The following is a 19,689-nucleotide window of genomic DNA, read 5'->3' on the forward strand; positions in this document are numbered from 1 at the left end:
AGCGGGGACGCAAATGGACACCACAGGGAATGGGCAATTGCGTTGCGACGCGGACGGCCGACCCCGTCGATCGGCCGGCTGGCTGGCCCGCGCCGCCGTCTCGGCGGCATTCCTGCTCGGCATGGCTTTCAGCAGCACTGCATTTGCGCAGGACCAGCAGCTACCCGTGGTGACGGCGGCCAAGCCGGTGGTGCGTGACATCGTCGAGGACGACGAGTTCGTCGGGCGCTTCGAAGCCGTCGACCAGGTCGCCATCCGTTCGCGCGTCAGCGGCTATCTGGACAAGGTCAGCTTCCAGGACGGCGCGCTGGTCAACAAGGGCGACCTGCTCTTCACCATCGACCAGCGTCCGTACCAGGCCGCCTATGATGCCGCCAAATCGCAAGTGGACGTCGCCAAGAGCCTGCTTGAATTCACCAAGATGCAGCTGGATCGCGCCAACGAACTTGCCAAGACCGGCAACATCTCGCCCGCCACCGTCGACGACCGCCGGCGGGAATACCTTGCGGCGCAGGCGCAGATGCAGGGCGCGACGGCCGCGCTGACGACGGCCAGCCTGAACATGGAATTCACCGAGATCAAGGCGCCCTTGTCCGGCCGCATCGACCGCCGGCTGGTGTCGGTCGGCAACCTCGTGCAGCCGGATTCCACCTTGCTGACGACCATCGTCACGCGCGACCCGATCGACTTCTATTTCGACGTCGATGAGCGCCTGTATTTCAGCTACGCCCGCGACGCGAAGGCGCGTGGCGGCAGCATGCAGGAAGGCGCCGGCGGCCTCGATGTGGAGGTTCATGTCGCCGACCGCGCGGAGGCGGTGTTCAAGGGCAAGCTCGATTTTGCCGAGAACCGGATCGACAACGCGACCGGCACCATGCGGGTGCGTGCGAAGTTTGCCAACCCCGACGGCATTCTCCAGCCAGGCATGTTCGGACGCATCAACGTGCCGGGGTCGCTGCCGCATAGCGGCGTGCTGGTGCCCGACGAGGCGATCGGCGCCGATCAGGATCGCCGCATCGTCTTCCTGGTCGACGAGGCCGGAATGGTGTCGGCGAAGCCCGTGCGCACCGGACCGCTTCTCGACGGCTACCGGGTGATCCGCTCGGGCCTGACCGGCGGCGAGACGATCATCGTCAACGGGCTGATGCACGCCAGGCCCGGCACCAAGGTGAAGGTCGAGATGGTGACGTTGCCGCCCAAGGTCGAGACCGCCGGGTTGCAGCAATGAGGTTCGCGCATTTCTTCGTCGACCGCCCAATCTTCGCGTCGGTCGTTTCGATCGTCCTGCTGATCCTCGGCGGCATTGCTTATACCCAGCTACCGGTCGCGCAATATCCCGAGATCGCGCCGCCGACCATCGTCGTTCGCGCGCAGTATCCGGGCGCCGACGCCCAGACGGTCGCAGCGACGGTGGCAACGCCGATCGAGCAGGAGATCAACGGCGTCGAGGGCATGCTCTACATGTCGTCCTATTCGTCGGGCGACGGGTCGATGGCGCTCACCATCACCTTCAAGCTGGGCACCGATCTCGACAAGGCGCAGGTGCTTGTGCAGAACCGCGTGTCGGTCGCCGAGCCGCGCCTGCCCGAAGAAGTCCGCCGCCTCGGCATCACCACCACCAAGAGCTCGCCCGACCTGATGATGGTCGTGCACATGTTGTCGCCCGACAACACCTACGACCAGCTCTACGTCTCGAACTACGCCCGCTCGCGGGTGCGTGACATACTGCTCAGGTTAGACGGCGTCGGCGACCTCATCATCTTCGGCGAACGCGAATATTCGCTGCGCATCTGGCTCGATCCGGAAAAACTGTCCGCCCTGGGGATGACCTCGGGCGATGTGGTGCAGGCGCTGCGCGACCAGAACGTCCAGGTGTCGGGCGGCTCGATCGGCGCGCCGCCGACCGGCACCGGCACGGCGTTCCAGTACACGGTCACCACGCAAGGCCGCTTCAACGACGCCCGCGACTTCCGATACGTGATCGTCAAATCGACCGACGACGGCCGCCTGATCTCGCTGCAGGACGTGGCGCGCATCGAGCTCGGCGCCAAGGATTACGTCACCAACTCCTATCTCAACGGCAAACCGGCGGTGGCGCTCGCCATCTTCCAGCGGCCGGGCACCAATGCGCTCGCCGCGGCCGCGGAGATCCAGGACAAGATGAAGGAGCTTTCCCGCGACTTCCCGAAGGGGTTGAGCTACGACATCGTCTACAATCCGACCGAGTTCGTCGCCGAGTCGATCCAGGAGGTCTACAAGACGATCCTCGAGGCGATGCTGCTGGTCATCATCGTCATCATCGTCTTCCTGCAGTCGTGGCGCATGGCGATCGTGCCGATCGTGGCGATCCCCGTGTCGCTGATCGGCACGCTGGCTGTGCTTTACGCCGCCGGCTTCTCGCTCAACATGCTGACGCTGTTCGGCCTCGTTCTGGCGATCGGCATCGTCGTCGACGATGCGATCGTCGTGGTCGAGAACGTCGAGCGCAATATCGCCAGTGGGCTGGCGCCCAATCCGGCGTCGCACCTCACAATGAACGAAGTCGGGACGGCCATCATCGCGATCTCGCTGGTGCTGATAGCCGTGTTCGTGCCGACAGCCTTCATCCCCGGCATTTCCGGGCAGTTCTACCTGCAGTTCGCGATCACCATCGCGGTGTCGACGGCGATCTCGGCATTCAATTCGCTGACGCTTTCGCCGGCGCTGGCCGCACTGCTGTTCAAGCCGCACCACGCCGCAGCGGCGCCGCCGCGCTTTTTCCTGGCGCGGTTTGGACGCGCGCTCGCCGACGGGTTCAATCGCGGCTTCGACAGGGTCGCCCATTGGTATTCGAGCATCATTCGCGTGCTGGTCGGCTCGTGGATAACGATCGCCGCCATGCTGGCGGTTTTCGCGGCCCTGATCTCCGCCACGGTCTACATGGCGCAGGTGGTGCCGCGCGGTTTCATTCCGTCGCTCGACCAGGGCTATGCGATCGTCGTCGTCCAGTTGCCGGACGGCGCCTCGCTGTCGAGGACCGATGCTGTCATCCAGCAGGCGTCGCAGATCATTCAGAAAACGCCAGGCGTCGACTACGCAGTCGCCTTCGCCGGCTTCTCCGGCGCGACCTTCACCAACGCCAGCAACCAGGGCGTGATCTTCGCCAGGTTCAAGCCGTTTGACGAGCGGCTGAAAGCCGGCCAGTCGGCGACCAAGGTCATCGGCAATCTGTTCGGCAGCCTGCAAAGCATCAAGGAAGCCTTCATCATAGCACTGCCGCCGCCGCCGATTCGCGGCGTCGGCAATGCCGGCGGCTTCAAGCTGCAGATCCAGGAGCGCAACAGCGCCGACATGCGGCAGATCCTGGCGCTTGCCTACGAGATCGCCGGCAAGGCCAACAAGACGCCGGGGCTGATGGGCGTGTTCACCACGTTCTCCGCGTCGAGCCCGCAATTCTTCCTGGCGATCGATCGCGACAAGGCGCGCATCCTGAACGTGCCGATCCCCAACATCTTCGAGACGCTGTCGATCAATCTGGGCACGGCCTATGTCAACGACTTCAACGCTTTCGGGCGCGTCTACCAGGTGCGGGCGCAGGCCGACCAGGCGTTCCGGCTCGATCGCGCCGACATCTTGAAACTGAAGGTTCGCTCGGCGACCGGCGCGCTGGTTCCGCTCGGCACGTTGATCGAGATCCGCGACGTCACCGGCCCAGCGCTGGTCCAGCGCTACAACATGTACGTCTCGGTGCCGCTGCAGGGCAACGCCGCGCCCGGCGTTTCCACGGGCGACGCGCTGGCATTGATGGAAGGGATTGCGGCAAAGACGCTGCCGGCGGGTACCTCCTATGAATGGACCGAGCTCGCCTATCAGGAGCGCAACACCGGCAATGCCGCAGTCTATATCTTCGGACTGTCGGTCCTGTTCGTATTCCTGGCGCTGGCGGCGCAATATGAAAGCTGGGTGCTGCCGTTCGCCATTGTGCTGGTGGTGCCGCTCGGCGTTCTCGCGGCGTTGCTCGGCGTGACTTTCCGAGGGCTGGACAACAACATCCTCGTGCAGATCGGCCTCATCGTGCTGATCGGGCTTGCCGCCAAGAACGCGATCCTGATCGTCGAATTCGCGCGGCAGGCGCAGGAACGCGGCCTGTCGGCCGCCGAAGCTGCCGTCGAAGCCTGCCGGCTCAGGCTGCGGCCGATCCTGATGACCGCGTTCGCGTTCATCCTCGGTGTCGTGCCGCTGATGATCGCAACGGGCCCGGGCGCGGAAATGCGACAGTCGCTCGGCACCGCGGTGTTCTCTGGCATGCTCGGCGTCACCTTCGTCGGCCTGTTCCTGACGCCGGTATTCTACGTCACGCTCAGGTCGCTGTTTTCAGGGCGCAAGCCCCGTGCCGAAGCCGAGCCTTCGGGGCCGGCGGAGGCGCCATCGGAGACGCCCGCCGAGTAGCGCAACCGCGACCTCCAGGGTCCTCGCTTGCGATGTCTGCGTTCAGGACGCCGCGAAGCTGATCTCTACGGACGAGATGAGGCCGGCAAGATCCCGCGGATGTCAAAAGCGGACATTCACGTCGACATGGGCACGATCACGACATTGATGTTGCCTTGTGTCGCTTTGGAGTAAGGACAAATCTCGTGGGCTTGATCCACCAGAATTTGTACGACATCCCGCTCCACACCCGGCACGGCGATATTCAGTTGGACACTGAGAAAGTGGCCGTTTTCTCCGTGGTTCAGATTCACCTCGGCCTCGATGCTCACCCCTGCAGGCAGCGCGATTTTTCGCTCGTGTGCCACAGATGCGATTGCGCTTGCGAAGCTGGCCGACCAGCCGGCTGCGAGCAATTGCTCCGGATTGGTGCCTATACGCGCCGATCCGGGCACCGAAAGCCAGATGTCCAGAAGGCCGTCGGAACTGCGCGAGGCGCCATTTTCGCGGCCGCCCGCAGTTGCGGTCCTGGCCGTGTAGACAACCCTCGCGATGCGGCTCATGGGCATTCTTCTTCTGGCAGCGGTGACCGCCGGGGGTGGTTACCGCTAACTCGATCAGGCATCGACCTCGATAACAGCATCAACGAAGGCCCGCGGCGGAGGTCATGGACTGCGCCAAATTCGTGCCCCTTGGAAAACCGGCAATCGGAGCCCGATTGCCATTACAAGCGCCTTCGATGTTGTCGCGCGAGCGGTTCGAGTGCGCACTGCGCGCCCAACCTTTCAGAGCGGAAGCTCGGTGCCAGCCTGCTCCGCCACCATGTACTCGGCGTACCAGTCCGGCCAGTTCTCATCACGCTGGCCGCCTGTCCGCTGCTCGTGCTCGCCATGAGCCACAGATGCACGCCGCAGTGCGGCCGCGAGTTCGACCGACGACATAAATGTGGCGCCGTCAGCGTCGACGCGGCCTGGCGCTCGCGCAGTGACCTCCTGCAAAAGCCAGTTGTTTCCGGCCGGATCGTGGAAGGAAGCCCACGAGGCGTAGCTGCGTCTTTCCGGGTCAGGCCCGCTGACACGCCCTTTATCACCGGCATTGTGATACACTTCGCTCACATCGAGCCCGCGATCGGCGAGCTCGGCGCGTGCCGCCTCTATGTCCGACACAACGAGTTCACCAGCGGTTTCGAGAATGTCGAGCTCGATACGAGCATAGGGGCCCGGTGCAACGCCCGAGCCGAAGACAACCGAACAGTTTGATCCAGGAGGCGTAAACTGGACGACATGAAATCCGTCGCCTGTAAGGTCGGCGTCCAGCCGCCAACCCAAACCTGTGTAGAACAGCTTGGCGCGCTCGACATCAGAAACTGGAATGACCACGACCTCGAGCTTCATGTCGTGGGGTTTTTGCGTCTCGACTGCGGTGTCGCGGCGGATAGTGGCAATCGTCATGTCTGCCTCCTGCGTTGAGTCTGATGGGAATGCTTCTTTGGCCCTTCGGTCGGTTCAGTTTCTTTGCCGCAGCGACCTGAAGGCAGCGCGCAACTCGGCGGAGAAGAGCTCCGGCTGCTCCCACGCGGCGAAGTGGCCGCCTTTGTCGACCTCATGGAAGTAGATCAGGTTGGGATAGGCGCGCCGGGCCCACGTCTCGGGGGCTTGATAGCCTTCCCCCGGAAAGACCGTGATGGCGACCGGCAGCGAGACTTCGTTCGTTTTTTCAGGTTGGGCAAAAACGGGACTGCGCCCGCCGCCGTACTCCCAGTAAATTCGCGCGGACGAGGTGGCGGTGTTCGTCAACCAGTACAGAGTTATGTCGTCCAGCACCTCGTCCCGTGACTTTTCAGGGTCGCTTTTGTCGTAGGTCCAGCCTGAAAAGCCCGGATGCCCGAGCATCCACGCTGCGAGCCCCACAGGGGAGTCATTGATGGCGTAGCCGATCGTCTGCGGTCGGGCGCCCATCATCGTGGCATAGGATCTATTCCCCATCTTGGCGGCCATGCTGAGCGCGTCGAATGCCGTGCGCTCCTTAGCCGTCAGGCCTGCCGGCGCTGGTCCGCCGGCGGCGAGCACAGCAGCTATCTCGGGAGGTACGACAGCCGGCAGGTTGACATGGATGCCAAGAAGTCCTGCAGGGGCCAGGCGGCCCATCGCATTCGAAACGGGGGAGCCCCAGTCGCCGCCTTGGGCGACATATCTTGTGTAGCCGAGGCGCTTCATCAGCTCTGCCCAGGCTCGCGCGATGCGATCTGTATCCCAGCCGGTCTCGGTCGGCTTGCCGGAGAAGCCGAAACCCGGCAGAGACGGCAGTACGAGGTCGAACGCGTCCTCAGGGCTGCCGCCATGCGCGGTGGGATCGGTGAGCGGGCCGACCGTTTTCAGCAGTTCCAGCACCGAGCCAGGCCAGCCATGCGTCATGATCAGCGGCAGGGCATGGGGATGTTTCGATCGAACGTGGATGAAGTAAATGTCAACGCCGTCGATCGTGGTCGTGAACTGAGGCAGGGAATTCAGCTTCGCTTCCGCTGTCCGCCAGTCGTAGGCCGTGCCCCAATACTCGACGAGCGGCTTGATCTTCGCGAGCTGAATGCCCTGCGACTGGTCACCGACGGTCTCCCGGTCGGGCCACCGTGTTTCGGCAATACGACCGCGAAGATCGTCGAGCGCCGCTTGCGGCACCTGAACTTTGAAGGGCCGGATCGAGCGATCCTCGACGGGATTTGCCAAGGCGGGCGCGGCGAGGGTGCAAACTCCAAACGCCAGCGCACCGGTAGCGAGCACAATGCAAGTCGCAACTGCGGCAAGTGTCTTGATGAGAGGGTTCATTGCAGTCGCTCCCTTCGGAAGTTCGCTACGCGGCTATAGCAGGGCGGAAGATGACGCGCGTCCGGCGCGCCATCCCCCGCCGACACGTCAGGTCTGCAACGTCTTGAATGTTGCGCGCACTTCATCGGTGAAGATCTTCGGCTGTTCCCAGGCCGCGAAATGGCAGCCCTTGTCTGTGCGGCCGTAATGCAGAAGCTTCGGGAACGCGCGTTCAGTCCAGCTCTTCGGCGCCGTGTAGATTTCACTGGGATTCGCAGTGGCGCCGACAGGAATTGTGATGCCCTTGGCGTCGAAGAAGCCGGCCTTTGCCGTTTGCGTGTGCTCCCAATAGAGGCGCGCCGAAGAGATCGCCGTGTTCGTCAGCCAGTAGAACGTGATGTTGTCGAGGATGTCGTCGCGGGTAAGGCCCTCCGGCTCTCCGTCGAAGGAGCGGGCGATCAGCGCATAGCTATCCGCATCGTGATCGAGGATCCACGCCGCCAGGCCGGCCGGTGAATCGACGATCCCGTAGAGCGTTTGCGGACGAAGCGCCATTTCGTTGGCGTAGCCCAGGCCGTTCTTATAGAAAAACGCCACCTGCTCGTAGGCGCGCTTCTCGTCGGGGCCGAGATCGGCAGGGGGCGGGCCGCCGGAGGCAAGCGCCTTCACGATCTCGGGCGGAATCGTCCCCGGCATGTTCGTGTGGATGGCGACCAGCCCGGGAGGTGCGATCAGGGCCATCTGTTCGGTGATAAGTGCTCCCCAATCGCCGCCCTGCGCGACGTACCGGTCGTAGCCGAGCCGCTTCATCAGCACGATCCACGCCCGCGCTATGCGTGGTGGATCCCAACCGGTTTCGGTGGGCTTGCCGGAAAAGCCGTAGCCCGGCATCGACGGGATAACCACGTCGAACGCGTCGCCCTCGGTACCGCCGTGAGCAGTGGGATTGGTCAACGGATCGATGATCTTCAGCAGTTCAATGACCGAACCGGGCCACCCATGCGTGATGATGACAGGCAGGGCGCCCTCATGCTTGGATTTCACATGGATGAAGTGGATATCGAGGCCGTCGATCTCAGTGACGAAATTCGGGAGCGCCTTCAACCGCGCCTCGCATTTGCTCCAATCATATTCTGTTGCCCAGTACCGCATGAGCTTCTGCATCGTGGCGAGTTGCACGCCCTGCGTTGGCCCTGCCGACGCCGGGGTCGACCAGATCCGCCGGGAGGCCTCGTCGGATACGAGCTCGCGCTCGGGCCAGCGCGTGGCCATGATGCGCCGGCGAAGCTCGGTGAGCTCTTCCTGCGGGAAGCCAACGGTGAAGGGGCGAATGCCATCGCTGGTTGATGCGGCGGCCTTTTGTGACGGGAGCAGGCTCGCGGCGCCTGCGGCGGCGATGCCGACTGCGGCAGTGCCCAAAAGTCGCCGGCGATCCTGGTCGATTGCTTCGGAGGTTCTGGTCGTGTTCATGGGACTCTCCTAGGGTTGATGGATGCGATCTGCCCTGCTTGACGTACCCCTGGGAGGTGGAGTTAGCCCGTTATGCGTCGTGAGCCCGTGTTAGTCGCTGCCCCCCTGCCGCTTTTTTGAGCAAATAGGAAGCGCCAGGCAGTGGGACTCCCTATGGTGCGCGAGCGCTCCTTGACCTAAACTGAAGCGCTGGGTGCAGGCGGCTCCCAAAAGAAGAGACGCCATGACGATAACGGCAAGTCGGGCCAAAGACGGACTGTCGTTCGGCCCTTTCTGTTTGGCTGCGGGTGAAAGGCTCCTGACAAGAGAAGGCGCTCCCGTAGAGCTTGGCTCGCGCGCCCTTGAAATTCTCATCGTACTGACTTCCGCCCCGAATGAAGTCGTCAGCAAGAAGGATCTGATGTCGCGGGTCTGGCCCGATGTGGTTGTCGAGGAAGGCAGCCTGCGGTTCCACATGACCGGACTGCGCAAGGCGTTGGGCGATGGAAAGGATGGCGCGCGTTACATCGCGACACTTCCGGGGCGCGGCTATTGCTTCGTTGCACCGGTTTCGCGATCAAGCGGCTCACACGACGAGGCCCCAATCATCGCCGCCGGGTTTCCGCATGCGAATCTTCCAAACCGCTTGAGCAGAATGGTCGGGCGGGATGAGGACGTTCTCAAGCTGTCGGCGCAACTGAATGCTTCGCGGTTCGTCACCATCGTCGGCGCCGGCGGTGTCGGCAAAACCACCGTTGCGATCGCAGTCGGGCATCATCTGATCGACGCATTTTATGGAGCAGTGCTGTTCGTCGATCTGGGAATGATCGGTGATCCCGGTCTGGTCACGACAGCAGTCGCCTCGATGCTTGGGCTAACCGTTCAGACAGAAGATGCCACGCCCAATCTGATTGCTTACTTGCGGAACAAGCGGATTCTCTTGATCCTCGATACCTGTGAGCATCTCTTGGATGCGGTGGCGCCTTTGGCAGCAAGCATCGTCGGTGCGGCGTCGCATGTCCACATTCTGGCGACGAGCCGCGAGGCGCTTCGGGTCGACGGCGAGCATATCTATCGGTTGAATGCGCTTGCCTATCCGCCCGACGGGCCTGGACTAACGGCGGCCATTGTCCAGACCTTCCCAGCCACCCAGCTGTTCGTCGAACGGGCGGTGGCAGGCGGCGCTCGTTTGGACGTCGGCGACGCGGAAGCCCTGCTCATCGCAAGCATCTGTCGAAAGCTCGACGGAGTGGCGCTCTCCATCGAACTGGCGGCAAGGCGCGTCGAATCTCATGGGCTGCAACAGACCGCCGCACTTCTTGACCAACGTCTGACACTGCTATGGCTCGGTTCCCGGATCGCGCCGCCGCGTCAGCAAACGCTGCAGGCGACGCTGGATTGGAGCTTTGGGCTCCTGACCGACCTTGAGCGTGTGGTGTTGCGTAGGCTCGCGGTATTCGTCGGTCATTTCACGCTCGATGCGGCCCTGGAGGTGGTGACGAGCGCGACCCTCGATCGATCGACCGTGTTAGGCGCCGTGGACAGTCTCGTCGCCAAATCGATGGTAGCGACGCGTCCGGTCGGAGCGATGATACGCTACCGGCTCCTCGATACCACGCGCGCCTACGTTCTCGACATCCGGATCGATGAAGCCGAGGCTGCCGATCTGGCAGTGCGTCACGCCGCGTACTTTCGAAGATGGCTCGAGCAGACAGGAATGGAGTGGCCGAGACTGGCAACCGGTGAGGAGCGGGCTCCTCATTTCGCCGCCATCAACAACGTCCGGGCTGCCCTGCAGTGGTGCTTCAGCGACCGCGGCAACGCCGACATCGGCATCGGGCTGGTCACCGCTGCCGCGCCGGTTTTTCTGGCGATGTCCTTGTTGCCGGAATGTCACCACTGGTCCGAACGCGCGATATTGGCTTTCGACAATGCAGCTCTTGGCGGACTTGACGAGATGCATCTCCAGGCAACCCTCGGCGTGTCCTTCATGTTCATGCGGGGAGGACGCCAGAGGGCGCGTGTAGCCCTGGAAAGGAGTCTGGCGATTGCAGAGGAGCGCGGCGATCCGCTGGATCGAGTGCGTCTGTTGGGTCCGCTTAACATGTTCCATCTGCGGACGGGCAATTTCGTAACCGCCCTCGAATTTGCGAGACGTTGTTCAGCCACAGCCGCAGGTCTGGAGGATTCGGTCGCGATCGCGCTTGCACACTCGATCCTGGGCATCTCGCTCCACTTGCGAGGTGACCTCGCGGCGGCGCGCGCAGAGCTGGAAGCGGCGCTCGACCGTGGGCCCCGCTCTCAACGGACCACGACGATCTATCTGGGCTTCGAAGGCAAAATCCTGGCCAGGGCAATTCTGGCGAGGAACCTTTGGCTGCAAGGCCATCCGGATCAAGCTGCGACACATGCCCGGCAGGCCGTCGACGAAGCTGCCGCCATGGATCATTCCCTGACACTGGCGATCGCGTTGATCTGGGCGATTTCCGTCTTCCTGTGGACCGGGGACCTGAAGAGCGCCGATGCCTATATCGACATGCTCATCGCCCGCGCGGAGTCCCATTCCATGACTCCTTACCTGCTGGTCGGCCAAGGATACAAAAGCGAGGTCGCCATCCGTCAGGGCGATGCAAAAGGCGGTGTCGAGGGCCTGCAGACTTGTCTTCAGAAACTGCACGCGGCCCCTTACGAATTGCTCACGACTCCGCTCAACCTCTCGCTGGTCAGAGGATTATCGACGATCGGTCAGGTAGACGAAGCGACCGCGCTGATCGACGAGTCGCTTGGCCTCGTCGAAAAGAACGGCGACCAATTGTACCTACCGGAGTTGCTGCGGATGAAGGGTAGCCTCCTTCTCCAGTCGAGACGCAACCGCGACGAAGCTGCCGCCTATCTCATGGAAGCGCTGGAGTTGAGCCGCAGTCAGGGCGCGCGGGCATGGGAATTGCGGACCGTAATCGATATGACGACGCTGATGGCCGGGCGCGGGGAAATCAATGCCGCTCGAGAGCTCTTGCAGCCCGTTGCGGCATACTTTGCCGAAGGCCTGAGTACAGCGGATGTTATGGCTGCCAAACACCTGCTGACGACGCTGGGGTAGAACCTGAAGCCACTCCCCAGAGGCGTCGTACGCCATATCTTGACGCCATCGACACCCGTCCCTCTGTTATTTGTCACAGGAATTGAAGGCGAGATGGGCGCGGCGATCGCCCCGGCGGATCTCGCCTCTGTCGCGGAAGCGCCGACGTCGAATACCCACAATCCGAGGAGTAGAGCCCGGCGGTTGATCGTGGCTCAGAGGTTGCTCGGATTTTGCGTCGTTTCGTCATCGCGGTCGTTCGAATTGCGTGAATGTGTGAACTGGTAATCACACGCCTTGGTACACCAGCCGAGTGAAGAAGCCGGGATCGATGACGGATTTGCCCCACTTGGCGTCGAAGGTGGCGGTTGGCTTGGCTGCGACCGTCTCGTCGCGCGACCGGCCTTGCTTTTTCAGCTTCGCGACGTTCTCGCGGACAGCCACAAGCATGTCGCGGAACTCTTGCAGCTCCGCCCGGTTACTGGCGGGCTTGCCGTGGCCCGGAATGATGATCGTCTTGTCTGTCGTCGCGGCCAGATTGGCCTCCGACGCCGCGATCATGCCATCGATGCTGCCGCCGGTGGAATAGTCGATGAAGGGGTAAAGGCCATTCCAGTACGTGTCGCCAGCGTGGACGATGTCCGCTTCGGCGAAGGTAACGGATATGTCGCTGTCGGTGTGAGCAGAGCCATAATATTTCATGCCTACAGAGGCGCGGTTAACCTTGATGGCGTGCTCGTTCGCGAACACGTCGGATGGCAGCCCGTCTGTCGGCAGCGGCAAGAAGTTGTAGTCGTAGTCTTCGACGCGCTGGACCTGCGAAAGGTATTTGCGCGTGTTTTCATGGGCCGTGATCTTTGCCCCGAGCGCGCCAAGCCACGCGTTGCCGTCGGCATGGTCGAAATGCCAATGCGTGTTAATCACATGCGTTACGGGATCGGCCGAGAGCTTATCCAAGGCTTCGGTCACATGTATCCGCGACACTCCGATGCCGGCGTCCACCAGAAGTTTGCCGTCCGGCCCCGTGAGGACGGCGATGTTCCCGCCCGAACCCTCCAGCACGCTAATGCTGCCGCGCAGCTGATGCGCGACGATCGGCGATACGGCAGCGCTATCCTTGACAAGAGTGACAACGCCGCGAGCCTCGGCATACGCTTCCCTGGGACTGAGCCATCCGCCGGTGGCCGCTGAAGCAGAGGCGGCTGCGCAACAGAGGCAGAAACTCCTTCGCGAAATCAGATTTGTCTTAGACATCATTTCCACTCCGCTTGGAAAGCAATAGCGCCAAGCACGACTGACGTTTGTCCGTGCCGACACCCGCGGGCTGATTGTTCGTTTCACAATCGCCTCCAATGCCGGGACGATATCGCATCGGCTGCAAGGCTTCTGGTTAAAAGAGGTAAAACCGACGTAGAGCAATGCCGGCCAAGACCGGAGCGATGATGTTACGCGAACACCTGGCTGTTCCTAACCGGATAGACGAGATGCCAGCCGTTCCTGACTTGGTCAGGTCCGTTCCTCACTGGAGCATTCCTTCTCGAAATGACAGGTTGGCGAGCATTTGGTGCATTGTGCCAACTTATCGCCCCCGTCACGGACGCTAGGTTCGCTGCAATCCGGGAGGATCGTCGGCTACATCACCCAATCAAAAGCGCTGCTCAGAAACATCAGCTTTCGGGGTGTGGCTATAGCTAGGTCAATGTCCAATTTGAGGCGCAAAGCGATCGTCCACGCCATGGCAGACGCAAGCCATCTTCGGTCAAAACCGGCCGTTCATGGCAATTCGGCCTTGGCTCTACCCCACAGCCGGCTTGCCAAAAATCAGCTGCAAGAACTCGCTCAGCCAGCGCTTGAGGTGCATGTCCCAGATCAGCCGGCCGCCGAGATGGTCGCGGCCGGGCTGGGCGCCGGGGAGCTCGAAGCGATGCGCGCCGCGCACCACCCAGCGCTGCATCATCGCGCGGGTCAGCTCGCCATGGAACTGGATGCCCCAGGCATTGTCGCCATAGCGGAACGCCTGGTTGGGATAGGTTTCCGCCGTCGCCAAAAGCGTCGCTTCCTTGGGCAGCGAAAAGCCTTCGCGGTGGAACTGGTAGACCATTTCCGGCCAGTGCAGCAGCTTCTTGCCGGCCTCGGTTGCCTTCAGCGGATACCAGCCGATCTCGACCAGCCCGTCTCCATGGCCCTCGACCTTACCGCCGAGATGGTTGGCCAGCATCTGCGCGCCGAGGCAGATGCCGAGGAAGGGACGGTTCTCCTTCAGCGGGATTTGCAGCCAGTCGGTCTCGCGGCGGACGAACTCGTCCCCGTCATTGGCGCTCATCGGCCCGCCGAACACCACCGCGCCGGCATGATCGTTGAGCGTGCAAGGCAGTTCGTCGCCGAGCGGCGGCCGGCGGATGTCGAGATCGAAACCTTCTTCCAGCAGCATGTGGCCGACGCGGCCGGGGCTCGAAGTCTCCTGATGCAGCACGATCAGGATTTTTGGTCTCGGCCTCGGTCTGGGTGGCATGGAAGGCGATGGGTCCTGTTATTCGTCGCTTGAACTGCCCCGCGCGCCGGGCGCCTCGGCCGCCGCCTTGCGGCGCGCCTCGATGCGGTCACGCCGCTCGACGCCGATCAGCTCGGCGACCCGCCATACCGTGTTGTCCTCGAGTTCGTGCAGCTCGCCATCGGCATAGACGATTTCCCACATCAGCCCGATGAAGGCCTTGCGCGCCTCGGGGTCGAGATCGCGCTTCAAGACGCTGGTGAAGGCGTAGAGGTCGATCGCCTCATTGTCGGCGCGTTCGCCGGCGGCGGCCAGCGCGTCGAGCTCCGCGCCGCTCACCGAATAGGTCTCGGCCAGGATCTGCTTGAACCGCTCCCATTCGACGTCCTGGCGCACGCCGTCGGCGTTCATCACATGATAGAGCAGCGCGGAAGCCGCGACGCGCGGATCGTCGGCGCTCGGCTTGGTCTCGCCGGCAGAAGGCAGATCCCTCAGGAAGGACAATACGCGCTCGAACATCGATATCTTTTCCCTGCCCGCCAAAACCCTACCTCAAAACAAACGAAACCGGCGCGGCGATTTTTCCGCAGCCTCTTCCGGCGCGACGCCCGGATCGTCGGGCAGAGGCCGCAACTCCGAACCCTGCCCGATGGCTTCCGCCTCGCCGGCCGCGTCGGCAACCGCCAAATCCTTCTCGCCACCATTCGCCGACGCCGGCTTCCCGATCGGAGCATCGGCAACAATGTCGATCGCCTTCTCAGCGGGTGCGGCCGGAGGCGCGGCGGTGATCGCCGGCACTACGACATCCGCGTCGCTGTCGATCAGTTGGCCGAGCCGCTCCATCGGCGCGCGCCAGGTGAAGGCATCGAGCTTGCCGGTGACCGGCGACACCGGCGCCCAGCGCTCGGAAATGACGCCATCCGCCACCCAGGCCGGATCGCGCGGCGCGCGCACCGCCTTCGATAAGAGCTGCCGCACCTTGCCCTGGTCGCCGGTCTCGGCTTCCTCGATGTCGGCGAGCAAAAGGTAAGCGCCCTCGCGGCGATCCATGCGGATCGCTGCCTCCGCCTCACGCCGCGCCGTGGCGTAATCCTGCGCGTCGAGCGCCGCGCGCGCCACGGCCATCGACGACTCGGCGTGGTTTCTCTTCAATTCCTGCAGCTTCTTCGCGCGGTTGAGGCGGTCGAGCACCGCGTCGCCCGGCCTCGCATGCGTGTAGAGTTCGGCGATATCCGGATGCGGCTCGGCCTTCCAGGCGGCCTCCAGGATCTTGGAGCCCTTGCGCACGTCGTTTTGCCGGATAACCAGATCGGCGGCGATCACCGCCGCCGGCGCGAAACCGGGCGCCAGCTTGTTGGCTTCAAGCGCCGCGGTGCGGGCCGCGTTCGGGTCGCTGTCGACCAGCGCCTGCGCCTTGGCGGTGAGCAGCACGGCGCGGCGGCGGTTGGCGGCGTCGCGCTCGATCTGCCGCGTCGATTTCTGCGCCTCGACCAGCTTCAGCGCGCCATCCCAGTCGCCGCGTTCGGTCAGTTCCTCCAGCGTCGATTCCGCCGCCCAGGCAAGCTGCGGCGCCACCGCGGCGGCGCGGCCGGCATAGTGGCGCGCGGCGTTACGGTCGCCGAGCCGCTCGGCCTCCAGATAGAGCCCGCGCAGGCCGAGCAGCCGCATCTCGGGATCATCGAGCATGCGCTCGAACTTTTCCCGTGCGCCTTCATGGTCGCCTTCGAGCAGAGAGGCCTGCGCGTCGAGCAGGTTGATCAGCGGTTCCTGGTCGGAGCTGATCAGCTTCGCCGCCTCCTTGGTCTTCTTGCGTGCCAGCGCGCCGTCGCCAGCGCCGGCCGCGATCATGCCGGTCGACAGCGCCTGATAGCCGCGGTCGCGGCGGCGCACCCGGAAATAGCGCGAGATCGTGTAGGGGCTGTTCCACAGCGACTTGATCAGCCACCAGACGATCATCACCGCGGCGACCACGGCGACGATCGCCACCGCCGCGACCATCAGCGAGACCTTGTAATTATAGCCGTTGAAGGTGACGAGCATTTCGCCCGGACGGTCGGCCAGCCAGGCAAAACCGAGTCCCAGCGCGAAGACGACGGCGAGGAAGGCGAGAAGGCGGATCATCTTGTCGTCCTCACGCCTTCGTCGCGCCGGCAATCAGCGCATCGATCTGCTTTTCGACCTCCAGCCGTGCCTTCAGTTTGCCGGCAAAATCGGCGCCCGCCGCTTTCACTGCGTCGGGCAGCGTGTCGTATTCGCCGAGCGCCTTGGCGTAGTCGCCCTGGTTTACCGCCACTTCCATGCGGGCCACGGTTTCGGGCGTGCCCTTGCCTTCGACGGCGCCGACTGGCCGCACCTGCACCAGCGATTTCGCGCTCGACACCAGACTCTGGAAGAAGCCGGCATTCGGGTCGACCGGCGTCGCCGCCTCGACCATGGCGTTGGCCGCCGCATCGATCTCCGAGGCAATCGTGGCGCGGGTCGGCACGCCTTTCTCGGCATAGGAACGCAGCACCCCGATCTCCGGCGCGTTCGGCGCGATCGCCGCGAAAGTGTCCAGCTCGGTCGCGAACGGCGCACCGCGGTCGAGCGCCGCTTTCAGCGCGGAGGCAGCGATCGCCAGTGCGATCTTGGGCTGCGAGGCCTGCGCCTCGACCTTGCCGGAGAGTTGCGACACGGACTGCTCCAGCGCCGAGATCCGGCCATCCTCGGCCTTGGCCGCATCGCCGGTCGATTTCACCTGAGCGTCGAGCCCGGCGATCTTCTCGTTGAGCGGACCGAGATCGACGGATGCGGCATTGCCGTTCTTCTGTAGCTCGGCGACGGTCGTCTCGATCTGGCCGACCTTGTCGCTGAGCGCCTTGAGCGCGGCGCCGTCGCCGCCTTGCCCCGCCGCGGATTTCAGCGCCGCAACATCGGTCTTGACCTGCTCCAGCGCCGAGGCAAGCCCCTCCACCTTGGCGAAAGCACCGGTGTCGCCATTTTGCTTCAGCGCCGCGATTTGGCCCTTCAGCGAAGCGATCTCGCCATTGACGCCATCGAGCGATCCGCCGCCCGCTCCCGGCGCGCCAAGCATGCCGACCGCCTGCAGCAGGCCGGCGCCGGCAAGCGCGATCACGCCGCCGATCACGCCGGCGGCGATGCTGTTTACGCCGGCTTTGCGCGACGGCTGCGGCACGCGATCCGCGCTCCGTGTGTCGGCTGACTTTGCTGTCGAGGCGCTCGCGCTTGCCGCAGCGGATGCGTCCTCGAAATTGTACTCGAAGCCCTTGGGCTGGCTCTTCGGTGCATCGGAGCCGCCGGGATATGGCTTTTCCGGCTCGTCGTCCTTGCCGGCCTCGGGCTTGTCGGCCGTCGCCTGCGCGGCGTCGCTATGCTCCCAAGGCTCGATATCGGCCTGGTCGGCATGGATCGGCTCTTCTGGCGCCTCCGGCTGCGAAGCGGCGGCGGCCTCTTCCGCCTTCGCCTCGTCGGTCTGCGTGGCCTTGGCCTTCGCGGCATCCTCATCGGTGATTCGCGAGACGGCGCCGGGCTCGAGTTCGATGGTCACCGGCTCGCGCCGGGTCTTCGAATGTCGCATCTTCGGCGTCTTGACCATGCTTGGGCTCCGCGAACTGGCTTGGGATGGTTCAAAGGGTCTCGAGCGTCAGGATGCTCTAGCACATCACCAAGCGGTGAAAAGGGGCGGTGTGATGACGCGGCTTAGAGCAATTCCAGGAAAAGTGTGAGCGGTTTTCCGTCCGGAATTGCGTAAAAACAAAGAGATAGGGTATTTCACCGTTTCCGTGAAACGGTGAAATGCCCTAGCGCGGTTGCGACAAAAGCGTGAGAAGCGCGTCTTCATCCGGTCGCGGCGCGATCCGGATCCTGTGCCCGGCTACCCCATCCAGCGGCTTGGCGACGCGCGCAGAAAGCGCCAGAAAATCCGTCTTTTCAAAGAGCTGCTTCAGGACCGGTCGCGCAATCAGGTTGGCCAACGCCGCGCTGGCCTTGGCTGAATAGAGCAGCACGACCTCGACCGGCTGGCCCGACAGGCGGGTGACCACCTCGGCATCGCCATGGTCGATGCCGGTCGTGTCGTAAGTCTCGATCGGCTGGACACGCACGCCGGCTTCCGCCAGCCGCCGCTCGAACGCCGGGAAGCGGACACGGCCGCACAAATAGACGATTGCCTTGCCGGCAAGATCGCCGGCGATGAGATCCGCCAGTGCTTCTGCGTCGCCCGGGCCTTCCGTGACGGACAAGAATCCCGCCGCGCGGCAGGCTTCGGCCGTCCTTTTGCCAACCGCGTGGCAAGGCAGGCCCGCAAGCACCGCGATTAGCGCTTGCGGCGCATGCCGCACCGCATTGGCGCTGGTGACCGCAACCGCCACGGCATCGGCGCCGATAGTCACCTCGACCGGCAAGGCGCTCGTCTCAGTGAGCGGCAGCAGGACGGGCTGAAATCCCAGGGCTTCGAGGCGTCGTGCCGTGCGCGACGCGCCGGGCTCCGGCCTCGTCACCAGGACGCGGACCATGTCACGCCCAGCCGTCGAAGAATTCGGCGCCCGCCCTGGCGCGAACCGTCCGCGCGGCGTCGAGCCCGATCTCCGCCGCGTCCGCAGCCTCGCCTTCCAGCCGGACCTCGTGCGATTGCGTGCCATCGGGCGAGATGATCAGCCCGGCAAATGACAGTTTCTCGCCCGCGACCGTCGCATGGCCGGCGATTGGCGTGCGGCAGGATCCATCGAGCGCGGCAAGAAAGGCGCGCTCGCAGGCGAGCGCCTGGCCGGTCGGCACATGATGGATCGCCGCGAGCATTTTTTCGACCTCGCGGTCGCCGATGCGGGTTTCGATGCCGATCGCGCCTTGCCCCGGCGCCGGCGGGAAATCCTCCAGCGACATCAGGTCGGTGACGACATGTTCGAGCCCGAGCCGCTTCAGCCCTGCATAGGCCAGGATCGTACCCTCGGCGACGCCTTCGTCCAGCTTGCGCAGCCTCGTCTGCACATTGCCGCGAAAGGTCACCACATCGAGATCCGGCCGCATCCGGCGGATCAGCGCCTGGCGGCGCAGCGACGAGGATCCCACCGTCGCGCCGTGCGGCAGGTCGGCGATCTGCTTCGCCCGTTTGCCGATGAAAGCGTCGCGCGCATCCTCGCGCGGCAGGAAGGTGACAAGCTCCAATCCGTCGGGCAGCACCGTCGGCATATCCTTGGAGGAATGCACGGCGATGTCGATGCGGCCGTCGAGCAGCGCCTCCTCGATCTCCTTGGTGAACAGGCCCTTGCCGCCGGCTTCCGAGAGCGGCCGGTCCTGGATGCGGTCGCCGCTGGTCGAGATAGGCATCACCTCAAACGCCTGCTCGGGCAGGCCATGCGCCTGCATCAGCCGCGCCTGCGTCTCATGCGCCTGGGCCAGCGCCAGCGGGCTGCCGCGTGTTCCGATTTTCAAAGTTTGCATGGCGCGCGGTCCGTGATAACCCC

The 19,689-nt window shown here is 63.9% G+C and carries 14 protein-coding genes; 3 read left to right on the forward strand and 11 right to left on the reverse strand.

Going from position 1 to position 19,689, the window contains the following annotated elements; all coding sequences use genetic code 11:
* Positions 1-121: 121 nt before the first annotated feature.
* Positions 122-1,228 (forward strand): efflux RND transporter periplasmic adaptor subunit, encoded by a 1,107-nt coding sequence (locus EN862_RS23645; protein ID WP_189401534.1) that lies wholly within the window; start codon positions 122-124, stop codon positions 1,226-1,228.
* Positions 1,225-4,428: a multidrug efflux RND transporter permease subunit gene (locus tag EN862_RS23650; protein WP_127865963.1), complete on the forward strand. Its 3,204-nt coding sequence runs from the start codon at positions 1,225-1,227 to the stop codon at positions 4,426-4,428. Before EN862_RS23645 ends, EN862_RS23650 begins: the two co-directional genes overlap by 4 nt.
* Positions 4,429-4,544: 116 nt before the next feature.
* Here the strand turns inward: EN862_RS23650 and EN862_RS23655 are convergent, their stop codons facing one another.
* The 4 genes from EN862_RS23655 to EN862_RS23670 all read right to left on the reverse strand — a co-directional run bounded on the left by EN862_RS23655 (position 4,545) and on the right by EN862_RS23670 (position 8,678).
* Positions 4,545-4,970 carry an Ohr family peroxiredoxin gene (locus EN862_RS23655; protein ID WP_127865964.1) on the reverse strand — a complete coding sequence of 142 codons (426 nt, stop codon included), beginning with the start codon at positions 4,968-4,970 and terminating at the stop codon, positions 4,545-4,547.
* 222 nt (positions 4,971-5,192) lie between these two features.
* Complete coding sequence (locus EN862_RS23660) at positions 5,193-5,858, reverse strand: VOC family protein (protein ID WP_127865965.1); 666 nt, start codon at positions 5,856-5,858, stop codon at positions 5,193-5,195.
* Between the two features lie 54 nt (positions 5,859-5,912).
* Positions 5,913-7,229, reverse strand: coding sequence for an epoxide hydrolase family protein (locus EN862_RS23665; protein WP_127865966.1), 1,317 nt, complete (start codon positions 7,227-7,229; stop codon positions 5,913-5,915).
* A gap of 87 nt (positions 7,230-7,316) precedes the next feature.
* Positions 7,317-8,678 carry an epoxide hydrolase family protein gene (locus EN862_RS23670; RefSeq protein ID WP_127865967.1) on the reverse strand — a complete coding sequence of 454 codons (1,362 nt, stop codon included), beginning with the start codon at positions 8,676-8,678 and terminating at the stop codon, positions 7,317-7,319.
* A gap of 223 nt (positions 8,679-8,901) precedes the next feature.
* On the opposite strand from EN862_RS23670, the gene EN862_RS23675 reads away from it, so the two are divergent.
* Positions 8,902-11,757, forward strand: a complete 2,856-nt coding sequence (locus tag EN862_RS23675) for a winged helix-turn-helix domain-containing protein (RefSeq protein ID WP_127865968.1) — start codon at positions 8,902-8,904, stop codon at positions 11,755-11,757.
* Between the two features lie 267 nt (positions 11,758-12,024).
* Here the strand turns inward: EN862_RS23675 and EN862_RS23680 are convergent, their stop codons facing one another.
* The 7 genes from EN862_RS23680 to hemC form a co-directional block, all read right to left on the reverse strand.
* Positions 12,025-12,990, reverse strand: a complete 966-nt coding sequence (locus EN862_RS23680; RefSeq protein WP_127866339.1) for an MBL fold metallo-hydrolase — start codon at positions 12,988-12,990, stop codon at positions 12,025-12,027.
* Positions 12,991-13,531: 541 nt separating this feature from the next.
* Positions 13,532-14,248 (reverse strand): glutamine amidotransferase, encoded by a 717-nt coding sequence (locus EN862_RS23685; protein WP_127865969.1) that lies wholly within the window; start codon positions 14,246-14,248, stop codon positions 13,532-13,534.
* Positions 14,249-14,266: 18 nt separating this feature from the next.
* The gene (locus tag EN862_RS23690; protein ID WP_127865970.1) at positions 14,267-14,746 is read right to left on the reverse strand and encodes a TerB family tellurite resistance protein; all 480 of its coding nucleotides are present in this window, start codon (positions 14,744-14,746) and stop codon (positions 14,267-14,269) included.
* A gap of 33 nt (positions 14,747-14,779) precedes the next feature.
* Positions 14,780-16,348 (reverse strand): heme biosynthesis protein HemY, encoded by a 1,569-nt coding sequence (locus EN862_RS23695; RefSeq protein ID WP_127865971.1) that lies wholly within the window; start codon positions 16,346-16,348, stop codon positions 14,780-14,782.
* Positions 16,349-16,358: 10 nt separating this feature from the next.
* A complete protein-coding gene (locus tag EN862_RS23700; RefSeq protein WP_127865972.1) occupies positions 16,359-17,822 on the reverse strand; it encodes a COG4223 family protein in 1,464 nt (487 codons plus the stop codon).
* A gap of 205 nt (positions 17,823-18,027) precedes the next feature.
* Positions 18,028-18,741 carry a uroporphyrinogen-III synthase gene (locus tag EN862_RS23705; protein ID WP_127865973.1) on the reverse strand — a complete coding sequence of 238 codons (714 nt, stop codon included), beginning with the start codon at positions 18,739-18,741 and terminating at the stop codon, positions 18,028-18,030.
* Position 18,742: 1 nt separating this feature from the next.
* Positions 18,743-19,666, reverse strand: coding sequence for a hydroxymethylbilane synthase (hemC, locus tag EN862_RS23710; RefSeq protein ID WP_127865974.1), 924 nt, complete (start codon positions 19,664-19,666; stop codon positions 18,743-18,745).
* Between the last annotated feature and the right edge of the window lie 23 nt (positions 19,667-19,689).

Origin of the sequence: Mesorhizobium sp. M2E.F.Ca.ET.219.01.1.1, assembly GCF_004016445.2 — a bacterium.
Lineage (GTDB): Bacteria > Pseudomonadota > Alphaproteobacteria > Rhizobiales > Rhizobiaceae > Mesorhizobium.